Annotated in this window: 22 protein-coding genes; 13 read left to right on the top strand and 9 right to left on the bottom strand. The window is 45.1% G+C overall.

All coding sequences use genetic code 11. The features are described 5' to 3' along the window. The first annotated feature begins 94 nt into the window (after positions 1-94). Entirely contained in the window at positions 95-2,455 is a 2,361-nt protein-coding gene (locus tag P253_RS04495; protein WP_016658058.1) for a TonB-dependent receptor, read from the top strand. 1,260 nt (positions 2,456-3,715) lie between these two features. On the opposite strand, the gene P253_RS15745 is transcribed toward P253_RS04495, so the two are convergent. Then, complete coding sequence (locus P253_RS15745) at positions 3,716-3,892, bottom strand: hypothetical protein (protein WP_155757084.1); 177 nt, start codon at positions 3,890-3,892, stop codon at positions 3,716-3,718. A gap of 699 nt (positions 3,893-4,591) precedes the next feature. Between P253_RS15745 and P253_RS04490 the strand changes: the two genes are divergently transcribed. Then, positions 4,592-5,083 carry a hypothetical protein gene (locus P253_RS04490; RefSeq protein ID WP_016658062.1) on the top strand — a complete coding sequence of 164 codons (492 nt, stop codon included), beginning with the start codon at positions 4,592-4,594 and terminating at the stop codon, positions 5,081-5,083. 106 nt (positions 5,084-5,189) lie between these two features. Here the strand turns inward: P253_RS04490 and P253_RS04485 are convergent, their stop codons facing one another. Further along, the gene (locus P253_RS04485; protein ID WP_016658063.1) at positions 5,190-6,977 is read right to left on the bottom strand and encodes an acyl-CoA dehydrogenase; all 1,788 of its coding nucleotides are present in this window, start codon (positions 6,975-6,977) and stop codon (positions 5,190-5,192) included. 114 nt (positions 6,978-7,091) lie between these two features. Here P253_RS04485 and P253_RS04480 point away from each other — a divergent pair, with 114 nt between their 5' ends. Further along, entirely contained in the window at positions 7,092-8,072 is a 981-nt protein-coding gene (locus P253_RS04480; protein ID WP_016658064.1) for a GlxA family transcriptional regulator, read from the top strand. Positions 8,073-8,086: 14 nt separating this feature from the next. Here P253_RS04480 and P253_RS04475 read toward each other — a convergent pair whose 3' ends face one another. After that, complete coding sequence (locus P253_RS04475) at positions 8,087-9,295, bottom strand: MFS transporter (protein WP_016658065.1); 1,209 nt, start codon at positions 9,293-9,295, stop codon at positions 8,087-8,089. Beyond that, complete coding sequence (locus tag P253_RS04470; protein WP_016658066.1) at positions 9,292-9,735, bottom strand: MarR family winged helix-turn-helix transcriptional regulator; 444 nt, start codon at positions 9,733-9,735, stop codon at positions 9,292-9,294. Before P253_RS04470 ends, P253_RS04475 begins: the two co-directional genes overlap by 4 nt. Positions 9,736-10,153: 418 nt before the next feature. Here P253_RS04470 and P253_RS04460 point away from each other — a divergent pair, with 418 nt between their 5' ends. From P253_RS04460 to P253_RS15740, 3 genes are all read left to right on the top strand, one after another. Then, positions 10,154-11,599: a cytochrome ubiquinol oxidase subunit I gene (locus P253_RS04460; RefSeq protein WP_016658067.1), complete on the top strand. Its 1,446-nt coding sequence runs from the start codon at positions 10,154-10,156 to the stop codon at positions 11,597-11,599. Beyond that, positions 11,596-12,600 (top strand): cytochrome d ubiquinol oxidase subunit II, encoded by a 1,005-nt coding sequence (gene cydB / locus P253_RS04455; protein WP_016658068.1) that lies wholly within the window; start codon positions 11,596-11,598, stop codon positions 12,598-12,600. Before P253_RS04460 ends, cydB begins: the two co-directional genes overlap by 4 nt. Before the next feature lie 63 nt (positions 12,601-12,663). Then, positions 12,664-12,771, top strand: a complete 108-nt coding sequence (locus P253_RS15740; RefSeq protein ID WP_005178219.1) for a hypothetical protein — start codon at positions 12,664-12,666, stop codon at positions 12,769-12,771. A 40-nt stretch (positions 12,772-12,811) separates the two neighbouring features. Here P253_RS15740 and P253_RS04450 read toward each other — a convergent pair whose 3' ends face one another. Together P253_RS04450 and P253_RS04445 are read right to left on the bottom strand one after the other, a co-directional pair. Then, complete coding sequence (locus P253_RS04450; protein WP_016658069.1) at positions 12,812-13,369, bottom strand: thermonuclease family protein; 558 nt, start codon at positions 13,367-13,369, stop codon at positions 12,812-12,814. A gap of 220 nt (positions 13,370-13,589) precedes the next feature. Then, positions 13,590-14,507 carry a LysR family transcriptional regulator gene (locus P253_RS04445; RefSeq protein ID WP_016658070.1) on the bottom strand — a complete coding sequence of 306 codons (918 nt, stop codon included), beginning with the start codon at positions 14,505-14,507 and terminating at the stop codon, positions 13,590-13,592. 94 nt (positions 14,508-14,601) lie between these two features. Between P253_RS04445 and P253_RS04440 the strand changes: the two genes are divergently transcribed. The 6 genes from P253_RS04440 to P253_RS04415 all read left to right on the top strand — a co-directional run bounded on the left by P253_RS04440 (position 14,602) and on the right by P253_RS04415 (position 20,012). Continuing rightward, the gene (locus P253_RS04440; protein ID WP_016658071.1) at positions 14,602-15,843 is read left to right on the top strand and encodes an acyl-CoA dehydrogenase family protein; all 1,242 of its coding nucleotides are present in this window, start codon (positions 14,602-14,604) and stop codon (positions 15,841-15,843) included. Positions 15,844-15,934: 91 nt separating this feature from the next. Then, positions 15,935-17,056 carry a phosphotransferase family protein gene (locus P253_RS04435; protein ID WP_016658072.1) on the top strand — a complete coding sequence of 374 codons (1,122 nt, stop codon included), beginning with the start codon at positions 15,935-15,937 and terminating at the stop codon, positions 17,054-17,056. Then, positions 17,053-17,751, top strand: coding sequence for a histidine phosphatase family protein (locus tag P253_RS04430; protein WP_016658073.1), 699 nt, complete (start codon positions 17,053-17,055; stop codon positions 17,749-17,751). The genes P253_RS04435 and P253_RS04430 overlap by 4 nt, the downstream gene beginning before the upstream one ends. Before the next feature lie 15 nt (positions 17,752-17,766). Next, positions 17,767-18,510 (top strand): SDR family oxidoreductase, encoded by a 744-nt coding sequence (locus tag P253_RS04425; protein WP_016658074.1) that lies wholly within the window; start codon positions 17,767-17,769, stop codon positions 18,508-18,510. A gap of 167 nt (positions 18,511-18,677) precedes the next feature. Then, on the top strand, positions 18,678-19,406 hold the full coding sequence (locus P253_RS04420; protein ID WP_035363038.1) for an SGNH/GDSL hydrolase family protein: 729 nt from the start codon (positions 18,678-18,680) through the stop codon (positions 19,404-19,406). Positions 19,407-19,421: 15 nt separating this feature from the next. Beyond that, a complete protein-coding gene (locus tag P253_RS04415) occupies positions 19,422-20,012 on the top strand; it encodes a uracil-DNA glycosylase family protein (protein ID WP_171065083.1) in 591 nt (196 codons plus the stop codon). Here the strand turns inward: P253_RS04415 and P253_RS04410 are convergent. From P253_RS04410 to P253_RS04400, 3 genes are all read right to left on the bottom strand, one after another. Continuing rightward, positions 20,009-20,518 (bottom strand): pyridoxamine 5'-phosphate oxidase family protein, encoded by a 510-nt coding sequence (locus tag P253_RS04410; RefSeq protein WP_016658076.1) that lies wholly within the window; start codon positions 20,516-20,518, stop codon positions 20,009-20,011. The genes P253_RS04415 and P253_RS04410 overlap by 4 nt on opposite strands. A 196-nt stretch (positions 20,519-20,714) precedes the next feature. After that, positions 20,715-21,152 (bottom strand): hypothetical protein, encoded by a 438-nt coding sequence (locus P253_RS04405; RefSeq protein WP_035363036.1) that lies wholly within the window; start codon positions 21,150-21,152, stop codon positions 20,715-20,717. Positions 21,153-21,348: 196 nt separating this feature from the next. Beyond that, positions 21,349-22,917 carry a phospholipase D family protein gene (locus P253_RS04400; protein ID WP_016658078.1) on the bottom strand — a complete coding sequence of 523 codons (1,569 nt, stop codon included), beginning with the start codon at positions 22,915-22,917 and terminating at the stop codon, positions 21,349-21,351. A 123-nt stretch (positions 22,918-23,040) separates the two neighbouring features. On the opposite strand from P253_RS04400, the gene P253_RS04395 reads away from it, so the two are divergent. Beyond that, complete coding sequence (locus P253_RS04395) at positions 23,041-24,156, top strand: S-(hydroxymethyl)glutathione dehydrogenase/class III alcohol dehydrogenase (protein ID WP_016658079.1); 1,116 nt, start codon at positions 23,041-23,043, stop codon at positions 24,154-24,156. The last annotated feature ends 223 nt before the right edge of the window (positions 24,157-24,379 follow it).

Genomic DNA, 24,379 nt, shown 5'->3' with positions numbered 1-24,379 from the left:
CTGCATTTTCTCGATCTGCCAGAAAAACCAGAATAATTTTTTAAATAGATATAAAGTTATGTTATAACATAACACTTTTTAAAAGGGGGCTCGCATGAAATACAGCACACTCATGACTTTAATTTTATTGGCGATGCAACAGGCACAGGCTGAAGAGCCGATTACAATTCTGGAACCACTTATTTTTCAGGGGGATGATACTGACAAGAACCTAAACATTGCGCCTAAAGAACGCATTGAAACAGCCAATACCTTGGGCGATGCCGTTAAACATATGTCTGGCGTGCAAAGTAGCGCATTCGGTCCCAATTCGGGGGCACCAGTGATACGCAGTTTGAGTGGTCATCGGGTCGGGATTCTGGAGAATGGTCAGGCGATCAATGGAATGAATGCTATCAGCGGTGATATTAATATTCCATTTGATCCACTATTTACTAAAAGCGTGACCGTACATAAAGGGACCAATACTGTACGTTATGGCGGACAGGCGATTGGTGGTTATGTGGATATAGATTCGGGCATCATTTCAAAAATGCTGGAAGAGAAAAGCGCCAATGTCGATGTGGTGTATAAAAAGGGCTTTAACGATTTTAGCGGGCATGGTATTCGCATTAATGTCAATAATCAGGAAAATCTGAGCACCAATATCCAGTTTTCTACCCAACAGATTTCATCTTATAAAATTCCCGGAAAGAGCAAAGCAGCCGTCTGTGATACAGCGATTATCTCGGAGCGAGGTGGGATTGATTCTGCTTTGGCAAGCGCCTGCCAGCGCGATGCCAGAATTGAACAGGTCTTTAATAAGGCACATCATCAATATTTAAATAAGCATGTTTTAGAAGATATCGCCCAGAATCCTCAGCATTTTTATGATTATTATGATGGCTTGGAGTCGGCCAAATATACTGATCAAGCGGTTTTAACCCGCTATGTGAATGGTGCCTACCGGGAATTTGTCAATGATCCCAACCCGGATTATGTGCCCAATACGCCAAAATATGTGGAAAGCCGAACCAATCAGGATGTTACGCCCAATTATCAGAAAAAACTGTGCAATAGCTATGCCAGAAATGAAAATATGGCAATCGGGAGTACTTACTTTTTAGACAATGGCTATATTGGAATTAGTGCCGATTATAAAACCAGTGATTATGGTGTGCCGGGTTTCTCAATGGAGAATAAATCTTTCCAGAGCGCTTATGAAGATGGCTTGCCGGTTACGGTGCAGATTAAACAGAACCGTTTTGCGGTTGATGCGTTACTCAGAGACCCACTGCCTGTACTTGATCATCTCCAAATTCAGGCATCAAAATTATCCAATCGCTCGGGTGAATATATTGGTGCAAGCAAAGCCAATGAATATCAGTTTGATAGCCATGCTGCCGAACTGGTACTAAAGCAGATGCCTTATAAAAATTTGAGCGGTGAAATTGGCACTGCTTTGAATGTACGTGATGTTAAGGGTTCAGGAACACAGCGCTATCTCCCTAATGTCAAAACCACGACCCAGGCGGTATTTATCCAGGAAAAATTGGATTGGGAGCGGTTTTCAGTGGATGCCGGTTATCGTCATGAGAACGTTCAGCATGAGATTCAGGATCAGAGTTTTAAACTGGCGCGTAATGCGGCCAATAGCACCCTAAAAAATAAATCTTTTGCTCTAAATAGTTTTTATGTCGGTTCGAATTTTAAAGCGACTGATTATCTGGACTTTAGGCTGCAATATTCTAAGTCAGAACGGGCTCCTGAAATTAATGAACTGTATGCCAGCAATCCGCATTACTCGGTTATGACGCAGGAAGAGGGCAATCAGGCATTGAACAAAGAGAAAATGCAGGGGCTGGAGTTAATCACGCATGTGAACTGGGATGCTGCGAATATCGCTGTAGCTTTATATCAAATGGATTTTGAAGATTATTTTTATTTGTCGCATTCCGGTTCATCCATGAGAAACCGTTTACCGCTGAAGTACTGGAAGCAAACCGATACTAAAGTGAATGGTTTTGAGGTGGATATGAACTACACTTTTGATTTAGACCATTTTGGTGAGGTACAGGTCGGTGGTTTTGCTGATCTGGTTAAAAATAAGGCCACTAATCCGGAAAGTTTGCGTTTAAGTAATGATGGCGTGTATTTGCCGAATATGCCGACCAATCGTTATGGTGCCCACATTGAATGGACACGCGCAGATTGGTCAGCGCGTCTGGCAAGTATTTATTATGATCAACCGCGATATTTAGGAAAAAATGTGTCAGAGGAAGTGCCATTACCGGCATACAACCTGATGGATCTGGATATTCGTAAAAAAGTGACTTTAAAAAATGCCAGTTTTGACCTGTTTATGAATGGATCAAACCTGCTGGATGAAGAGGCACGTCCACATAATTCGCCCCTGAAATATATTGCGCCGTTATCGGGCCGCGCTTTTCAGCTGGGTGTGACCATGCATCTTTAAGGGTGGGATGATCTGAATATTTTCCTTGAATACATTGGTAGGTGGACTGCTTGATGTATTGAGATGGAGACATTAGATATTCAGGTTGAGCATTCGCGGTTCGACATCGGTAGGCTCATCTGGAAACAGGTGAGCCTTTTTATGGCTGGTATAAAACCGGCTCCAATAGTGAATCTAGGCAAAAAGGGCAGTCATTTACTTACGTTAATTAAGGGATTCTAGATATTCTGCTGATCACCGAATAAGAAGTCCTCTTAACTTTGAAATTCAACTTAAAATTATAATAATTTTCTATTAATAATTCATTCAAAGTAGACTGGGTTGGCTAATTTTTGGCATAAAATATGTAATATTATGCAAATATATAAATTATAAATTTATATATAATTTCCAGCAGAATCTATCGCTGTAGTTTCTTTCTTTTTTTACTGCCTCCTCCTCTAGGGAGGCATTTTTTTGAGGAGAAAATTATGCTCCATCTTCTATTCACTTTATTTGGCCTGCATGAGGTGACTGAAATCGACTACCTGCTCGATGAAGAAGAGAATAAAACGTGTAGCAATGGTTTAGATCAAGAGTATTAACAGCGCTCATCCCTATTGCTTCTTTCTCTTGGTCAAGACCTAAAAAGCTCAACCCACTGGTGGGCTTTTTTATGGCTTTATACATTGCTCCGGAAATTACAATCTGTACAAAAAATGATCAAAATTGAATGTGAAAGCTACAAATTTGAATGATAGTTTAAATCCAGATCTTCCAATAGGTGAGGTGAGCAATGAAACTATTAGCTTTGATTGGTGTAGGACTTGCAGCAAGTTATTGTTATATCAATATTAAGAACAAAAACTTAAATCTATCCAATACGGATTTCGATGAAAGCATCCACAAAGTCGTTATTCAGGACTTCTGGGTTTAGTGGGTAATTTTTTATTTAGATTATCGAAATGAGATAATTTAAATGAATGTTAATTTTTATGAATGTCATATTATGACAACTTGTAAAATTTCTATTTATATAAAATTTGTATCAGGGCTAACTTCTGATTTTCTCCCAACGCCGTCCTCCAGAACAGGAGGCAGATTATTAAGAGTAGAATATTATGATCCAGTTCCTTCTTTGTCTGTTTAGCTTTCATGGCGCAACTGAAGTCGAATACACGGGTGATGATGAAGAAATTCGGCGCTGTCAGAATTGTCTAAAAGAGCGTGAATAGGCGCTATTCCCGCATCCATAGAGCATAGAAAAATTGCCGGCTTGGCTTAGAACGGATCTTTTTTGACTTTTTTAATTTCAAGGGCAATCAAGATTGATGCAAAAACAAGCAGTCCGCCAATGATCAATAATAATGAATCATTTGCCTTGAATCCAACCCAGAAACTCAGGCCACTGCTGACTACACAGCTTAACAGTAGAACAATTAAAATTCCGTATTTCACGATACATCTCACATTAATTTTTTTAATCCCGTGATGATATACCTGTACTGTGAACCGCTTGTGAAAGGAAAAATATAGGTGTAACTGGACGGTCACGGTATATGCAGTTTTGTGACCGCTGGGAGATGAGAAGGTTTTTTTAATACTTACTTGCTACTTAAGTCAACACACGTCAAGCGTTCACGATGCAGAGGATGATTAAGGAAAGGCAAAGGTAGAACACAAACTCGCTGCTCGTCGCGCTGGCCTGATCAAGTCTGTAGTAATAGAGAATAAAAACTAAAAATAGGATCGCAATAAGAAAAAGCATCGTTATTTTTTAAGTCTGAGATATCTCAGCATAATAGATGAGAGTGCATTGAAGGCAAACAGTGTGTCATTTTAATCTGGAGTGTTCATGCTTATTGAACGACTAGATATTGATTAATATAAGATTCAAACTCAAGAACCTAATTAAAGAAAAACCATCTACTAGCCCCGAATCAAAGTTTTTAAAAAGTTAAAAGCCTTCGAACCGTTTAAAGTCATCTTTCCAGATTGAAGAATTTTAGAGCTAAAGCCATCCTCATGTAGACACATGGCTTAAATACCATTGAATAAGATGTCATAATTGCTAAAATGCGATTCGTTTTTTATTACAGTTTTACAAGCTAAGAAATAAAGCTTTGTAAAACAGCAATCTATCTAGGAAAATTTTCAATGCTTGATATCTATTTAACGGATGTTCAGAAAAAGGTGCAATTTACCGATTATCCGGGTGAGCATCCTGTTAAATTTATTTTAAATTTTAAGAAAATTTTCCCAAGTGTGATGGAGCTGCTGCTGCCGGTGCTGCCTGAAAATGAAAACCTGGAAGAAATGACCTGGGAATCAACCACGGCAGATCTGGAATTGTTTAAATTGCTGCTCAGTGGTTGGGGCCTGATTGAGCTGCGTTTAAATGCTATTGCGAAATATAAAGATCGCGCTTTTGCAGACCATTTGGTGAAGCAAGCACAGCAAAAACGTCAGGACTATAAAAAATCACAAAGCCAATTGGCGACAGTAGAGCTGGACTATCTGTTTATGCATGAAGTTCATGCACAAATTGATGCTGAACTGGTCGAGCTGGGTGAAAAATTCTATTTACCGACCCTACGTGAATTGTGGCAGGGTAAAGTGGCGGCCAATGTCTTGAATGCACAATTCTAAACGACATTTGCATTCTAGAAGTATATAAAAAATCCCCATGTAGTTTATTACATGGGGATTTTCTTTAGGAGGTAGATATTTAAAACCTGCTTTCCATCATTCAGTTTTAAAACCAGTCGCTGTGCATCGACAGGCAGGTATCATCAAATTCACTCAGTAATTTGGCCTGATGTTCAATTTCCGGTAATTCCCAGCGAATAAAATAGCGCGCCGCTTGCAACTTGCCTGCTAAAAATTGCTGATCTTCTACCAACTCAGACTGGCCAAACTGCTGTTGCGCTTTATTAGCCATATCCAGCCATAACCAGGAAATAATCACTTTAGCCATCATATCTAAATACAGGGCAGAATTGGCCAAAGCCTCACTGGTTTGACCTTGCATAAGCGCCTGTCCCAGTTTTTGTGTGGTGCTTTGTACCGTAGCCAAATGTTTGCAGAATTTGCTAGACAGATCCAGAATGGTTGGATGCTGAATCTGTTCCAGCGTGGTGTTGATGCGTTGCATCAGCAGATTTAAGCCTTTGCCATTGTGCTGCCATAATTTACGCCCGAGTAAATCCAGTGACTGAATACCAAAAGTGCCTTCATGAATCGGATTTAAGCGATTATCCCGATAATACTGTTCTACTGGATAATCACGGGTATAGCCGGCACCGCCGAGCACCTGAATTGCCAGATCATTGGCTTTCGGGCCATAGGCAGAAGGGAAGGACTTGACCACAGGTGTAATCAGATCGAGCAGAATGGCGCTATCTTCCGAGCCACCCGCCTGATGTTCATCAATCAGTCGCGCGGCAAACAGGCACAGTGCCAAAGCACCTTCTACATAGGCCTTTTGCGCTAATAGCATCCGTTTCACATCGCTATGTTCAATAATATTGACCGGTTTGCTATCGCTATTTTTTTCATTGGCCAGTCGGCCTTGCGGACGGTTTCTGGCATATTCCAGCGATTCCAAATAACCGCGATAACCGATCATCGCGGCGCCCAGCCCAACACCGACACGCGCCTCGTTCATCATTTTGAACATATATTTCAGGCCCTGACCAGCTTCACCAATCAAATAGCCTAAGCATTGGTTATTTTCACCAAAATTCAGCACAGTCGATGTTGTCCCGCGATAGCCCATTTTATGTAACAGGCCAGCCAGTTTGACATCATTGCGTTCACCCAGCGTGCCATCTTCATTGGTCAGGAATTTCGGCACAATAAACAGGGAAATGCCTTTGACACCTTGTGGCGCATCCTGAATCCGCGCCAGCACCAGATGCACAATATTTTCAGTAATGTCCTGATCACCCCCAGAAATAAACATTTTCTGGCCTTTAATTTTGTAGCTGCCATCAGCTTGTGGAATGGCTTTGGTGGTCAGATCACCCAGAGAGGAACCGACATTCGGCTCGGTCATGGCCATGGTGCCGGAAAAGCGGCCATTGAACATCGACGGGACAAAGGTCTGTTTCTGCTGCTCGGTACCGAAGGCCTGAATCAGATTCGCTGCGGCGGCGGTTAAAAATGAATAAGCCACGGTGGCAGGATTGGCCGACATAAAATAGGCATTGGCAGCCATATTAATCAGTGTGGGAAGCTGCATACCGCCCTGATCATAATCATGCTGGGCACATAACAGACCGGCCTGGGCAAACTGTTGCCAGGCCTGTTTCACTTCGGCAATGGTATGTACCTGTGTACCATCAAAATGCGGTTCTTGTGCATCGCCTTTGGCATTGTGCGGGGCAAAATAGTCTGCTGCAATGCCGCGCGCCGTATCTAAAATACTGTCGAAGGTGGCTTTGTCATGTTCCTGATAACGTTCCAGCTGGGTCAGCTGTTCGGCTGAAAATACCTGATAGAGTAAAAAATCCAGATCTTTTTGATTGATGAGTGCGGTCATGGGATGCCGTTACCTGTTTTTATTGATTGCTCTTAGCTTAACAAGACTTGTATTGGCAGATAAATTGTCAATAATGACACTCAAGGAGCCAAAAACGACATTTGGGAAGAAAGCATGAAGCGGGTTTTTATTCTGGCCTATGATGGTGCACTGGCTTCGGCCATAACCGGTGTGGCCGATTTATTCAGTCTGGCCGGCATTAGCTGGAACCGGATTCAGAAACAGGACATCCAGCGTTTGTTTCAGGTGCAGATTGCCTCGCCACAGGGAGAAACGGTGCAATGCAGTAATGGTTTACGCATTGAGGCGCATCTGGCCTATAGTGAAATCCAGCAGGCCGATTTGCTGGTGATTCCGACTTTGGCCGGTTCCATCGAGCAGATTCTGGAAAAAAATCAGTCTCTCATGAATGTTCTGCAACAGGCCGATCAAGCTCAATGCCTGATTGCCGGAAACTGTACCGGGAATTTTTTTCTGGCCGAAGCCGGAATTTTACAGGGCCGCAGTGCCACCACGCATTGGGGTTTTAAAGATCAGTTCCAGCAGCGCTATCCGGAGGTCCATTTGCAGGCGGATCGCCTGATTACCCAGTCCGATCATGTCTATTGTGCCGGTGGCGGGTTGGCCTGGTTCGATTTGGGGCTACATTTAATTGAACGTTTTTATGGCTTTGAAATTGCCATTCAGACGGCCAAATCCTTTGTGCTGGATTTTCGCCGTGACAACCAGTTGTCCTATTCCTTGATGCGTATGAGCAAGCCACATCAGGATGGTTTGGTAAAAGAAATCCAGCATTGGCTGGAGCAGCATTTTAGTGAAAACTTGAATATGGAAGATGTGGCGGCGCGCTTTAATATCAGCCCGCGCACGCTCATTCGCCGTTTTAAAGCAGTGTTAGATGTGGCGCCGAATCAGTATGTGCAGGCTATTCGTATTGAAGCTGCGCAAAAACGGCTGGAAGAAACCGAGCAGCCGATTGACCGGATTATGCAAATGGTGGGCTATGAAGATCCGAGTTCATTCCGGCGTTTATTTCGCAAGAAAACCGGCCTAACCCCAATGGAATACCGCCAGCGCTTTGGCCGGCGGTTTTAAGCGTGTTGCTTTCGTTAGCGTGATAACTGTGGCTGCACCTGCTGAGCATGACGACCATGTAGCAGATAATACAGGCCTAAACACAACAGCGCGGCGATGGCACTATAGAAATACATCTGCGCATAACTAACCGATTTCAGCGCGATTCCGATCAAATACGGCCCGAAGCCCAGCCCTGCATCCAGACAGATAAAATAGGTCGAGGTCGCCAGTCCCATACGTTCCAGTGAGGTACTTTTGACCGCAATAGTCTGACAGACCGATTGAATATTGCCATAGCCCAGACCGAGCAAGCCGGCACAAAGCAGTAGCATACTGGAGTTATGCGCCTGACTTAGTAAAAACAGGGCAATCGCCATCACAATAAAGGCGGGATACATAATGATATTTTCACCTTTACGATCCATAAGCCGCCCGGTAAACGGACGCGAAAACAAAATGGCGATTGCATACATTAAAAAGAATAAGGACGCGGCTTCGACCAGATCAATTTCCTTGGCGTAAAAGTTAATAAATGACAGCACGCCGGAATAACAGATGGAAGCAAACAGCATAATCAGGGAAATGGGCAGCGCATTCTTTTCCAGATACTGGGTCCAGAAGCCAAAACCTTTGCCTGCTGTCGCGGTGGCTGCAGGTTTAGGCTGCGCCAGGTTCGGCATCCGGATAAAACAGGCCACTACCAGACAGCCCAGCGCCAAGACACTGGATAAGCTAAAAATCGTCTGATAACTGGTGTGCAGCATCATCCAGATCGCGACAAAAGGACCAATCGCCGTACCCAGGGTGCTGCTCATGCTGTAATAGCCAATACCTTCACCACGGCGGGTGGGCGGCAGAGTTTGTGCGATGACTGTGCCGAGTACGGTAGAGGCGACTCCCATCATAAAGCCATGAATAAAACGGATGCCGAGCAGGGCAGTCACCCCCATCTCTATAAAATAGCCTAAGGAAAGCAGCAAGAAACCGGCCAGCCCAAAAAGCAGGGTGCTACGATAACCGAAACGCTGTAGGCATTTGCCAATCAGCAGACGGCCAAATAAGGTGCCGACAATAAACAGTCCTGAAATTAAACCGGCTTCGGCAATGCTGGCATTTAATTCCGCCACGGCATAACCGACAATCACAATCACCAATAGATAAAAAATCAGTACCAGTTGAAAATTGATCAGGCCGACCAGGATAAAGTTTCTGGTCCATAGCGGTGCTTGTGCTGAACTCATTTGTCTTCACCTTGTAGGGTCGGTTGTAACTGTTCACTCAGCTGATTAAGGATCTCGCGGGTATGGGCGATGTCCGTAACTGTAAAAGACTGCAGCAGCTGTTGTTCAAACTGATCAATCTGGGTGGAACAATGCTTGAAAAGTTCCTGCCCGTGAGAGCTAAAAGTCAGGCATTTCTGCCGTTTATCACTACTTTCAAGTTGCTGAATTAAACCTAAGTCCAGCAACACCCGGATACGTTTGGTGATGCTCGGTTTGGACACCTTTAAATAGGCGGCAATATCCACCTGGGTACATTGCTGTTTTAAATGAATGACATATAACACCTGCCACAAGGAATAATTAAGCTGATGCGGCAATAACAGGGTATTAACTTCATCGCTGAACAGACGTGCGCAGCGTAATAAGGCGGTACGAAATTTTAAGGGAGAGCTTGGCATAAAAAAAATAGTTAACTAGGGTAACTAAAACAAAGTCAATGTACGCCTGTTCGGAATTTTTTTCAAGTAGGGAAGCCAGCGAAGGATTCAAAAAAACAGATGATAAAAGATGAGGGGGCAACGTGTATTGCTATAGATTTGTTAAGCAGCGTTAAGGTCAATCAACTGAACTACAAAAATTCCTCTCATCCAGTCCTGTCTATCCAGCTGATAAACCGCAAGAATAAAAAATCAGCGCTTCTATCTTCCAAAAAAACTCATCAGTTGCAGAAATTACTCGCTTAAAGATTCTTGATCAAAAGCCTACACAAGGCCTATACAACTTCGTCTTATGCTGAAGCGCGATGAGAAAAATTCAAAACGCTATATTTAAAACTCTACACCCTGAGCGCAGCTCGACCTTTTGAAAGGTGCCATGATGACCCTCGGTTTTACCGCGCTGGAACTGGCCCGGATTCAGTTTGCCTTTACAGTTTCGTTTCATATCATTTTTCCGGCCATTTCCATTGGTCTGGCCAGTTTTCTGGCGATTCTGGAATGGCGCTGGTTACGCAGTCGTAATCCGATTTATCAGGACCTGTTTAAATTCTGGGTCAAGATTTTTGCGGTCGCCTTTGCCATGGGGGTGGTTTCTGGCATTGTCATGAGCTATCAGTTTGGCACCAACTGGAGTGAATTTTCCCGTATCGCCGGCAGTGTCACCGGACCATTATTGGCCTATGAAGTGCTCACCGCTTTCTTTTTGGAAGCGGGTTTTCTCGGCATCATGCTGTTTGGTTGGGGACGGGTGGGACCTAAAGCACATTTTTTCTCGACTTTAATGGTCGCAATTGGCACCTGTATTTCCATGTTCTGGATTTTATCAGCCAATAGCTGGATGCAAACTCCGCAAGGTTTCAGCATCGAAAATGGCATTCTGGTGCCACAGGACTGGTGGGCCATTGTCTTTAATCCGTCATTCCTGTATCGGCTGGCGCATATGGCCATTGCTGCCTTTTTGGTCTCTGCTTTGCTGGTGGCTGCCACGGCCGCTTGGCATTTACTTAAAGGCCGTCGGGATGCATTGGTAAAAACCTCGTTTTCAATGGCCTTGTGGCTGATGCTGATCTTAACTCCCTTACAGGTGCTGGTGGGCGATTTACATGGCTTGAATACCCTGCAACATCAACCAGCCAAACTGGCAGCGATGGAAGGGCATTGGGATACCAATCATGAGAAAGGCATGCCGCTGTATCTGTTTGGTATTCCAGATATGCAGGCCGAAGAAACCAAATATGTGCTGGCGATTTCCAACTTGGGCAGCGTAATTCTGACCCATTCGCTGGATGGCACCGTGACCGGTTTAAAAGAATTTGCCCCGGAAGATCGGCCCAATTCGACCATTGTGTTCTGGAGTTTCCGGATTATGGTCGGCTTAGGCGTGCTGATGCTGATTCTGGCGCTGTGGGGATTGTGGCTACGTAAACGGCAGCGTTTATATGAACATCGTCGCTTTCAGCGTTTTGCCCTATGGATGGGGCCCTCTGGTTTTATTGCCTTATTGGCCGGCTGGTTTACCACAGAAGTCGGCCGCCAGCCGTGGGTGGTCTATGGGGTATTACGTACCGAAGATGCCTTATCGCCAGTATCTGCAGAGCAGGTTGGCCTGAGTTTGATGATTTTTGTACTGGTGTATTTTGTGGTGTTTGGGATGGGCATTTATTACATGCTCAGACTGATGCACAAAGGGCCGGAACTGATTCATTCAGCGCCATCATCAGCCTCTGATGCTGAGCTTACTCAAGCCTCCAGACGGCCATTAAGCAGTGTCACCGAGCAGATCAACCCGCCCGTCGAGCGTCCCAAACAGGAGCAGGAGCCATGATGGATTTATCTTTGCTGTGGATTGGAATTATTGCCTTCGCGGTGCTGATGTATGTGGTGTTAGATGGCTTTGATTTGGGCATCGGGATTTTATTTCCATTTTTTCCCGAGCAGGCAGAGCGGGATGTCATGATGAATACCGTCGCGCCAATTTGGGATGGCAATGAAACCTGGATGGTGCTGGGAGGCGCCAGCCTGTTTGCCGCTTTTCCCTTGGCCTATGCCACGGTACTTTCGGCCCTGTATTTACCGGTCATTTTAATGGTAATTGCCTTAATTTTTCGCGGTGTTGCCTTTGAGTTTCGTTTTAAGGCCAACAGCAGCAAACACTGGTGGGACAAAGCTTTTATTGGTGGCTCTGTTTTGAGCAGCTTTTTACAAGGCGTAATTTTGGGCGCTTATATTCAGGGTATTCGTACCGAGCAGGGGGTATATGCGGGCCATGGCTTGGACTGGTTAACGCCGTTTAGCCTGTTTACTGGTGCTGGCGTGGTAATGTTGTACGCCACTTTAGGTTGTGGCTGGCTCATTTTTAAAACCGATCAGGCGCTACAGCAGCGTATGTACCGTTTAATGCCGAAGATGTTGATCGGCCTATTGATTGTTTTAGCAGCCGTCAGTATTTATACCCCGATAACCCAGCCGCACATTGCCGAGCGCTGGTTTAATCTGCCGCAGTTACTGTATTTCTCTCCGGTGCCAATACTGGTACTGACCTTTACTTATCTGGCTTTAAAAGCCTGCCGGCAGCGGCAACAGTTTCGGCCGTTTTTGTATACGCTGGCCTTGGTATTTCTGGCCTATAGCGGCTTTTTAATCAGTTTATGGCCTTATATTATTCCGCCCTCGGTCAGCTTCTGGCAGGCGGCTGCGCCGGAAAGCAGTCAGCGTTTTACCCTCATTGGCGCGCTAGTTTTAATTCCGATTATTCTAGGTTATAGCGCGATGTCCTATTGGATTTTTCGCCATAAAGTCCGGGTGGGGGATGATGGCTATCATTAAAGAAAATCGACATGAAGCACATCATTATAGGTCAGTTATTCCCTTAGTCATCAAGGAGCCGCAATGAAACGTACACAGCTGCTGTGGTTTATTGGTCTCTGGCTGGCCGGTTTTGTGGCGTTGGCGCTGATTGCCGGAGCTTTTCGTTTGCTGGTGCAATGGGCTTATTAAGCTGAATCATCTTCGGACTTTAAAAATTCACCTGAGCATTTTATTTACGGTTCTGTTTGCGATAGACACTTGGCCGCACCGGGCGGCTACTTTTCCAGAGTCCTTTTTTCCGCGCTCTGGCCTGAGTCTGTAAGGCACGCATATGCGCCAGCTGCTTGCGATCACGAATATAATCTTCATAGACCCAGGCGGCACCACGTTTGACCAGTTCTTCATTGACATTTTTACGGTAGCGATAAATCACCCCAACATGGCGGCCATAGCGGTCAATATCGGTAATTTTGATCCGTACCACCTTCTGATGCAGCATGGTTTTCACCAGACGCCGGGTTTCCGGACCATAACTTTGACTCGATTCTGGCGCATCAATATAGGCAAAGCGGATGCGGGTTTCTGAACGTCTTAAATTAAAACGGTACAGGGTGAGGGTATCGCCATCGCTGACCGCAGTGACCCGCGCCCAATAGGTTTTGCCTTTTTTAAAAGGTCGAAACAGTTGCTGCACAAAGCGGGAAATCTTACCCAACAGCATAAACGCAACAAGACAGCATCCAGCGGCCAATGCCAGCAGCCAGAAAGGGGAGAGTTCAGTCAACATAGACGCTTTCAATTCAGCTGAACAGACCAGCCAGCTGTAAACCGTGAAAAATAAAAGTGCTAGTGTAAAAGAAATGGCGCAATTCGCCGGTCGATTAAATCGCCAATTAGCTAGTTTTTAACAAATCAGCTACGCTGCAACGCCTGATCTGGCAAGGGCTTGAGCGATGTTTTAAATTTAATGAAGATAAAGTGCCTTGTATTTGAGTGATCTAAATAGCCTAAGCAAAAATTTTAGAAATCTCCGCTCTTAAAAATGCATGACGTGCATTCTCCTGCATCTCCTTATACCAGAACATCCCCAAATCAATTTGCGGCAGGTCAACAGGCGATTCAAAAATATGCAGCTTCGGGTCAATATGTAAATGTCGCAAAATACTTTCCGGAATAGTCAGTATCGCGGTGTCATGCTGCGCCAGAATTTGCAGGGCAGTGGAATAATGCTGACAGCGTAATAACAGGGTTCGCGACAGCTGATTGCGCTTTAAATAAATATCTTCCAGCAGCAAGCCACTACGGCGTGAAGAAACACCAATATGCGGCGCAGACAAATATAATTCTTTATCTATGGATGAACGCTGGCTACAAACCACGAAACGGTCTTGTACCAGCGCCTGAAACTGGATTTTATCGCCCAGGTTGTGTTCCAGATCAATCACAAAATCAATTTGCTGGGTCGCCAGATCATTAATCATGGTTTTACGGTCCAGCTTGCTGCTTAAAAACTGAATCTCCAGATTCAGCTGCTGAAAATGCTGCACCAGTTTGGGAAAAATAATCGGTTCAATTTCATCATGTATGGCAATTTTCAGGGTATGTACCATCGCCGGTTCAAACTGCTGTTTTTGCCGGGCAATATGCTGAATAGACAGCAGTGCAGTTTTAATGGTCGGATAAATCTGCTCGGCAAACGGCGTTGGTAACATCTGATGGCCGGTGCGAATAAACAGATCATCCTGTAACTGTAACCTAAGCCGTTGTAAGGCATGACTGGTGGCCGACTGGCTGATACATAAGAGCTGCGCCGCTTTGGAAATATTTTTTTGTTCAAAAATCGCAATAAACAGCGGGTATAAATTAATATCAATACGATGAAAAGCACCCAGATCCATCGGGCTATTATTATGAATATTGTGCATAGTATTTAATTCAATAAAATCATTTCATGCATAATAATTTTTAGGTTAAGGTGTTGTAAAGCCAATATAACAACAGATTGAGGAAGCTACAGTCATGTTTGAATTGTCAGCACGCGCACAGGATTATCTCGAAAGAACCCAACAGTTTATTCAAACAGAAATTGAACCAAGTGAGGCCGACTTTTGGCAGCAGGTGCATGAACTGAATCAGGGTGGTGACTGGACGCAATGGCAGTGGCCGGCACAATTAGAAAGTTTAAAAGCCAAAGCCAAAGCCGCGGGACTGTGGAATATGTTTTTGCCTTGTCCTAATTTGGGCCAGGGCCTGTCAGTGCAGGAATATGCACATATTGCCGAATTGTCTGGCCGTAGCCTGATTGCCCCGACCGTATTTAACTGTAACGCGCCAGATAGCGGCAACATGGAAGTGTTATGGCGTTATGGTTCAGAACAGCAAAAACAGCAATGGTTGATGCCGCTGCTCGAAGGCAAAATCCGCTCGGTGTTTTGTATGACCGAACCGGCAGTGGCCTCTTCTGATGCGACCAATATGCAGGCCACAGCGGTGGTAGATGGTGATGAGATTGTCCTGAACGGACGTAAATGGTGGTCATCGGGTCTGGGTGATCCGAATGCCAAAATCATTATTTTTATGGCGCATACCCCGGATGAAAGCAAAGACCGTCATCATCAACATTCGATGGTGCTGGTCCCGGTTGATACTGCAGGGGTGAAAATTGAACGTATGTTACCGGTGTTTGGCGATTATGATGCGCCGCATGGCCATGGTGAAGTCAGCTTTGACAATGTCCGCGTGCCAGTGGCCAATTTTATTGGCGGTGCCGGCCAAGGTTTTGAAATTGCCCAGGGCCGTTTAGGACCCGGCCGGATTCATCACTGTATGCGTTGTATCGGTGCGGCAGAAAAATCACTGGAACTGATGATTGAACGCGGCATGAACCGGACTGCCTTTGGCAAGGAAATCCTGAAACTCGGTGGCAATTTGGAGCGTGTGGCCGAAGCGCGTGTGGCAATTGATCAGGCACGCCTGTTAACACTTTATGCTGCCTATAAAATGGATACTTTAGGCAATATGGCCGCCTTAACAGAAATTTCTGCCATTAAAGTAGTGGCGCCAAGCGTGCTGGAAAAAGTGGTGGATATGGCCATGCAAATCCACGGCGGTGCCGGGCTGTCCCGCGATACGCCATTGACCGGTTTCTTTGCCCAGGCACGTGCCTTACGTTTGGCCGATGGTCCCGATGAAGTGCATAAAGGCATGATTGCCAAACTGGAACTGGCCAAACGCGGTTACAGTACCCGTCGTAAAAAATAAGTGGCAAAACACCAGAAACAGTGTGGGTCTTTACAGCTGAAAATGCTCTAATAGGGCAAGACCTAAAAAAGTGAAAAATTAGGAAAATAACATGTCAGTGATTGATGTTGGCGGTCAGGTTCGTGAAGGCGAGGAACTGGATATTCAGGCAGTAAGCCAATGGTTAAAGGCACAAGGGGTTGATGTTCAGGAACCCGTGGAAGTGACCCAATATTCAGGTGGTGCCTCTAACTGGACCTATCGTCTGAACTATCGTAATGCCGATTTAATTTTACGTCGCCCACCCAAAGGCACCAAAGCCAAATCTGCGCATGACATGGCGCGTGAATATCATGTACAAAAAAATCTGGCGCCGTTTTATCCGGTGTTACCACAGATGGTGGCGCTGTGTCAGGATGAATCGGTGATTGGCTGTGATTTTTATATCATGCAGCGCGTGGAAGGCATTATCCCGCGGGCCAAACTGCCGCCAGAACTGAACTTTGATGAAAACCAGGTTCAGGAACTGTGCATTAATGTGATTGATAAATTAATCGAGCTGCATCAGGTGCCGTATCAGGGCACTGAACTGGAAAAACTCGGTAAAGGTGAGGGCTATTGCCGTCGTCAGGTGGAAGGCTGGGACAGCCGTTATGAAAAAGCCAAAACCCTGAATGTGCCGTCATTTAAATATGTACGTAAATGGCTGCACGAGAATATTCCGGCAGATTCCACCACCTGCATTATTCACAATGACTGGCGTTTTGATAATGTGATTTTAAATCCGCAGCATCCAACCGAAGTGATTGGCGTGCTGGACTGGGAAATGGCAACTCTGGGCGATCCGCTGATGGATCTTGGTTCCGCTTTGGCCTACTGGGTAGAAGAAACCGATAACCAGATTTTTAAAGCCACCCGCCGTCAGCCGACCCATTTAAAAGGCATGTTCACCCGTAAACAGGTGGTCGATTACTATCTGGAAAAAACCGGCCTGCAACCGGAAAACTGGACCTTCTATGAAGTGTTCGGGATTTTCCGTCTGGCAGTGATCGCCCAGCAGATTTACTACCGTTATTATCATAAACAGACCAATAATCCGGCCTTTAAAGATTTCTGGATTGTGATTCATGCCTTGCATATCCGCGCCTTAAAACTGATTGGGCTGCAAAAAATTGAAGTCAATGAGCTGGCACAAAAATATATGGCCAAATTTAAGGAGCTGCTGCCGAAATGACGACTATTTATTTAATCCGTCATGGTCAGGCTTCGTTTGGTGCAGAAAGCTATGACCAGCTTTCGCCGAATGGGGAATTGCAGGCCAAACTGTTGGGTCAGTATTTTGATAACATCTTAAAAGAAGAGCCCTATGTGGTGGCCGGCTCCATGCAGCGCCATCAGCAGACTGCACAGATCGCTCTGGCCGAATGTTTCCCTGAAGCTCATCTGGTCACCAATCCGGACTGGAACGAGTTTAATCATCAGCAGGTGTTTGCCCAATACGAACCGCGCTTTAATGAACCGCATTTATTAAAGGCCGATGTAGCCAAAGAGCTTAATCCGCGGGCGTATCTGGCAAAAATTTTTGAAGGTGCCATTGAACGCTGGACTGGCGGTGAATATCACCATGAATATGAAGAATCCTGGCCGCATTTCAAGGCCCGGGTCGAAACCGCCTTGCAAAACCTGTGTGATGAACTGGCCCAAACCAAACCGCGTTACGCGATTGTGTTTACTTCGGGCGGCGTCATTTCGGTTGTTGCTGGAAAAATTCTGGAACTGAATCCTAACCGGACTTTTGCACTGAACTGGGCCATCGCCAATACCAGCATGACCACTTTGCGTCTGGTTGGTAATGAGCCACAACTGTTAAGTCTGAATGAACATCATTTTATAAAAGCACAACATCCAGAATTATTAACTTGGATTTAATCAAGGAATAGACAGATGACCAAAACAATTTTAATTACCGGCGCAAGTTCCGGCATTGGTGCCGGTATGGCCCGCGAATTTGCGCAAAAAGGCTATAACCTGGCCATTTGTGCGCGTCGTATGGAACGTCTGGAAAGCTTAAAACAGGAACTGGAAAGCAAGTACGGCGTGAGCGTGGCCGCAAAAACCTTAGATGTGACCAATTATGATCAGGTATTTGAGGTGTTTCGTGCTTTTAAGGAAGAACTGGGCACGATTGACCGGATTATTGTCAATGCCGGGGTTGGTGAAGGCCGCCGGATCGGCAAAGGCAATTTTGCGATTAACCGCGCCACGGTTGAAACCAACTTTATTTCAGCGCTGGCGCAATGTGAAGCTGCGGTAGAAATTTTCCGTGCCCAAAACTCTGGCCATCTGGTGATGATTTCTTCCATGAGCGCAATGCGTGGTATGCCAAAACATCTGACTGCGTATGGCGCCAGTAAAGCCGGCGTTGCGCATCTGGCTGAAGGCATTCGCGCCGAACTGATTGATACGCCAATTAAAGTTACCACCATTTTCCCGGGGTATATCCGTACCGAAATTAACGAAGGCGCGAAAAAATTACCATTTGAAGTGGATGAGCAAACTGGTTCACGCTTACTGGCCGCAGAAATTGAAAAAGCACCGGTAAAAGCTTATGTGCCAAAATGGCCATGGTTGCCACTGGGCTTGGCCATGAAAGTCTTACCTTTAAAACTGGTCAATAAGCTCGGTTAATTCATATTAATATCAAGTGAAAAGTTCCATTTGGCGCTTTTCACTTTTTATTTTAAATGTTTGTTTTAAATATTTGAAAATTTAAAAATATTTCATAGAAAGACAAAAATACGGGGCTTATTTTGGTTAAAATAGGCCCGATTTTTTTGAAGATGATCGACAACGCGATGTTTCTGAAGCTTGCAACCTTGGGTTTAATTCCCGCCCTGATTATTCAAGGCCGCCGGGTCAAGAAAAATACCTTAAGACTGGCAGAGCCAGAAGGCGAACGTGAAGGCACGAGCGGTCAGGGACAGGCCTTATCCATTTTGATTCTGGGTGATTCAGCCGCTGCCGGCGTTGGCGTTAGCCATCAGGAAGATGCCTTGCTCGGCGCGATTCTGGCCGGACTCACTTCCGAATTTCAGGTCAGCTGGAAACTGCATGCCAAAACAGGCAATACCACGGGGCAGGTCATTCAAAGCGTTCAGCAGCTGGACACTGAAAAGTTTGATGTAGTGGTCACCTCGGTCGGGGTGAATGATGTCACCAAATTGATACCAGCCGATATCTGGATTCAAAAGCAGGCGCAGTTGTATCAGCTGATTGCAGCTAAATTCCAGCCACAGCTCATCCTTGCAGCAGGTGTACCACCGATGCAACTTTTCCCGGCTTTACCGAATCCGCTGGCGTGGCTGTTTGGCCAATATGCCAAGCAGATGAACCGTGAACTGCATAAATTTATTCAAAAGCAGCCAAACATGGACTGGATTGAATATGACATTGCACAATATCAGCAGATGAAACTGGAAATGGCCGAAGATGGCTTTCATCCGAGTAAAGAAATTTATCAAATATGGGGCAAAGAAGTAACACTCAAAATTAAACAACGGCTTAAGATGAATAAAGTGAATTGAGTTTGCTGCCTTATGATTGATGATCTTGAAATTGAAACCCATCCCTTTGAGCCTTTTTTACCCTCCAATGCCAAACTGCTGATGATGGGCAGTTTTCCACCGCCCAAAAATCGCTGGAAAATGGAATTTTATTATCCGAATTATCAGAATGATATGTGGCGGATTTTTGGTATCTGCTTTTTTCAGGATAAAAACTATTTTTTAGACCTGCCGAATAAAAACTTTCAGCTTGAACTGATTCAAAACTTTTTAAAAGATACCGGTATTGCACTGTTTGATACCGCCTACCGGATTAGCCGTTTAAAGGGCAATGCTTCAGATAAATTTCTGCATATTCACACCCCGACCGATTTAAATCGGCTGCTCCAGCAAATGCCGCTGTGCCAGTACATTATGACCACGGGTGATAAAGCCACTGATACCTTGATGGAATCAATGCCGGAAGGCACGCCGAAACCGGTAATTGGCCAATCTTCACAGGCGATCTTTGCTGGTCGAGAGCTGCATTTATACCGTATGCCATCTTCATCTCGCGCCTATCCCTTAGCGGTGGAGAAAAAGGCTGAACTTTATTGCGGTCTGTTTAAGGATGTCGGCCTGCTTTAAAAAAGAGAGGATGTCTTTGGCATCATTGATGGATATTCTACCCATCTAAACGCATGAATATGCACCTCCCGAACCTGGGTGAAATCCGACCAGATCAGCTTGCTGCCGCGTGTCCATTTTAACGGCGCAATTCTACGGCGCACCTGATGCATTTCCTCGGCAGTGGCCGGGCGTAACTCACCAATCTTGGCATATAAACGCACACCCGGATAAGTGCAAAATTGACCTGACATCATTGATTTTAGCCAGAACCCGCGGCTACTGTTTACGGCCTGAATACAGGCCTGCGCATTATGTTTGAGATGCTGTTGCAGCGTGGCAGAGTAGGTATCAAAAAAGAAATCGGTAGGAGAGCTGTCGTTTAAAAATAAGGTTCCAATCGGGGTGATATTCGGGATACCTTCTGGACTCACACTGGCGATGGAGCAGTGCATACTGGCGCGCTGCGCCTGCGCAACCACTTGTCGTATTTGCCCCCAGGTTTGAGCATCCATATTCTTGTTCATTTTTATACTCATTTTATAGTTAAAACCAGCATAATAAAGACCAGAACTATTGTTATGCGTGAAAGCGCAACTGCATATTCATCATAAATTGGATTTAAAAATAGAACGAGAGGAAATCTGACGAGCACAGCTCAGAAAAGAGCGAAAAACTTCGCTCTTTTTTCATGTTTCAGCAGTAAAAGCAGAATAAAAGGACTTAAGCTCCGTATTCCACATAATCCCATAAATTCAGGCGAGCTTTAATTTCCTTGCGGATTTGCGGCAACATCGGTAATAAAGTGCCATCAATCCATAAGCTGAGGGCTTGGATTGAGAGCGGTTGCTGTGCATCATCCACCAGTTGTGCACCTTTGACCATCACCAAGGTTTCCTGTTCAGCCGCAGTTTCTACACCCTTAAACAACACCTGCAATTCAAAACCGGTGTCCTGAATCAGCCATTCCAGTTCCAGCTGAATATTCTCATTCGATTGCAACACTACCTGACCTTCAAGCTGCTCCGAGTCGGACAGGCAATCATGTTCGACCCGCACTTTGGCCAGAAACCACTCTTGCTGGCCCAATTCATTCAGGGTTTTAGTCGGGCTGAGAATATCACTTAATTTAAATTGACGGCTTAAATCAAAAAATTGCATGGGGAGAGATCTAAAGAAAGAAGAAAAATAAAGCGTGAATTTTAAAGTAATGTAGCAGGAGAGTAAAACCTTCTGGCGATAAATACGAAGTGAGAGATCACAGAATCTCTCCGGGTATCGGGTTTGCTGCAAACCCATAGAGCAACTCGTATTCAATTATCTTGGTTAATGTATATTTACTGTAATGTGGATGTCATTACATCATCCACTCGATTGGGACATGGGTCATTAAATTCATCACAAAACGCTGGAAACTGGTGGTTTCCGGATCAACCTTGTGCTGAATCACTGAACCATCTTTTTGATAATCCAGCCAGATAATCTGTCCTTTCTCATCTAACCTTAGTTCATAGGCAATTTGCGGCAGGTACTGATTCAATGAATCTGAAATTTCATCCTGGAGTTCATCAGATTCCAGCACCAGCCCGACTTCGGTATTTAAAAAAGCTGAGCGCGGATCAAAATTAAAAGAGCCAATAAATACCTTGCCATCAATATCAAAGAATTTGGCATGCAGGCTGGAAGCACTGCGGCCTTTGGCTGGAATCACGTTACCGGTAATAATTTCATACCAGGTACGTTCTTCGCGCTGAATATAACGCTTGAACTCATACAGTCGAATGCCACTGGCCAATAGCTGCGGCCGGTATTGCTGATAGAAGGCATGTACAATCGGTACATCATTGGCCATATACGAGTTGGTCAAAACCCGGATATCAATGCCGTTTTCTGCCAGACGGCTCATATAATCCGTACCGCGTTGAGTCGGAATAAAATAGGCAGATACTAGTTCCAGATGCTGATCGGGCGTGCCCATAATTTGGATTATCTGATGGTAAATCATCTCTTCATCTTTGGCTTTGCCCTGGATTTTTTCTGGCGGGTCGGCCACAAAATGCGCTTTGGCCCAATGATAGGAACGCTGTTTTAAATACTGCGCCACCTGTTGCTCGGCAAAACTGATCCGGCGTTGCACCTCCTGTTCATCCAGCTGCTGGCTGGCATATTTTTCCCGCAGCAAGGTCAAGCTATTACGATGGTATTTATTGCTGTTCTGGTCCATCAGCTGGACCAGATTAAAACTCAGTTCATGGTTCCAGAAAGCACGGAAATTATCGTTGGCTTTTTTGACCGCATTACCGGCAAAGAGAATATCTACATCGGTAAACTGAAAGTCATCACTGGCATCAAAATATTCCCGGCTGATATTGCGGCCACCGGTCACGGCAATCGCGCCATCGGCAATAATCAGTTTGTTGTGCATGCGGTGATTCACTGCCTGCATCCGGAAGGCATAATCCAGTGCCCGAAAATGACGGAATTTATAAGGATTAAACAGGCGAATTTTAAAGTTCGGATGATGGCTGAGTGCCAGCAAGGTATCGTCCAGTTGGGTGCCATTCTGGTCATCAATCAGTAACCGGACCTGTACCCCGCGGTCGGCGGCTTTGAGTAATTCGGCCAGCACTAAATGACCAATTTCGTCATCGGTCCAGATGTAATATTGCAGGTCTAAATGATGTTTGGCGTTATGAATTAAATGTAAACGTGAAGCAATACTGATAAATCCGTCATACAGCGGTAAATAGGCGGTTTGTCCGCGTTGTAGTTGTGCCTGTGCCTCTGGTCGCGGCATCCAGTGTTCAAAATCTGGTTCAATTGGCGCATCCTGCGCAGCATAGTTCTGTTCAAGCGAATTACAACCGGTACATGCCAGAATCAGACAGCACAACCAGATCATGTTGTAATATTTTAATGGCATCATTTTTATGAAGTAGATTTTTACTGATTCATATAGATTATCATGATGTTATAGGTTGAATCTGTTGATAAAAAGCGGTTACTGTAAGACATCTGTTAAAGACGTATCAAAAGGATGATCAATTTCATGAAATCAAGAGCTGCGGTCGCATTTGGTCCGGGTCAACCCCTTGAAATTGTAGAAATAGACGTGGCTCCGCCAAAAGCTGGAGAAGTCTTGGTTAAAATTAGTCATACCGGTGTATGTCATACGGATGCCTTTACCTTGTCAGGTGATGATCCTGAAGGGGTGTTTCCAGCCGTGTTGGGTCATGAAGGCGCGGGTGTGGTGGTGGAAGTCGGTGAAGGTGTGACCAGCCTTAAACCGGGTGATCATGTGATTCCACTGTATACCGCGGAATGTGGTGAATGTCTGTTCTGTCAATCGGGTAAAACCAACCTGTGCGTGGCGGTGCGTGCTACCCAGGGTAAAGGTTTGATGCCAGATGGCACCACCCGTTTTTCGTATAATGGTCAGCCCATTTATCATTACATGGGCTGCTCAACTTTCAGTGAATATACTGTGGTGGCCGAAGTGTCACTGGCCAAAATTAACCCGGAAGCCAACCATGAACAGGTGTGCTTGTTGGGCTGTGGTGTAACCACCGGTATTGGCGCGGTGCATAACACTGCCAAAGTGCAGGAAGGTGACAGCGTTGCCGTGTTTGGTTTAGGCGGGATTGGTCTGGCCGTGGTGCAAGGTGCGCGTCAGGCCAAAGCCGGCCGTATTATTGCAATTGATACCAACCCGGAAAAATTTGAACTGGCCAAACAGTTTGGTGCGACTGACTGCATTAACCCGAATGATTATGAGCGCCCAATTCAGGAAGTGATTGTTGAAATGACCGGTTGGGGTGTTGATCATTCCTTTGAATGTATCGGCAATGTCAACGTCATGCGTTCCGCGCTGGAATGTGCCCATCGTGGCTGGGGCCAATCGGTGATTATTGGTGTGGCTGGTGCCGGTAAAGAAATCTCGACCCGCCCATTCCAATTGGTGACGGGCCGTAAATGGATGGGCACTGCATTTGGTGGCGTTAAAGGCCGTTCACAATTACCAGGCATGGTCGAGCAGGCCATGAAAGGTGATATTCAGCTGGAGCCTTTTGTTACCCATACCATGCCGTTAGAACAGATTAATGAAGCATTTGACTTAATGCATGAAGGTAAATCAATTCGTAGTGTAATTCATTTCGAGTCGTAATGACCTTATCTAAAAAACACCGGGCTTAGACCCGGTGTTTTTTTGTATCTGCACTCACAGAAACCATCACAACTGATATCTTTTTTCTATCAAAACTGCCCAGTCTCGCTACAAAGTAGAACTAGGCTGCATGCTTAAAGTCAGGAATATGCACAGAAAATTGTATATTTTTAAGCCATTTTAATTACAAAAAGAATATACAAAAACTGGGTATTTTTATTTA

The sequence above is a fragment of the Acinetobacter indicus CIP 110367 genome (genome assembly GCF_000488255.1).
Taxonomy (GTDB): Bacteria; Pseudomonadota; Gammaproteobacteria; order Pseudomonadales; family Moraxellaceae; genus Acinetobacter; species Acinetobacter indicus.
This window is presented reverse-complemented; position numbering and strand designations above follow the sequence as displayed.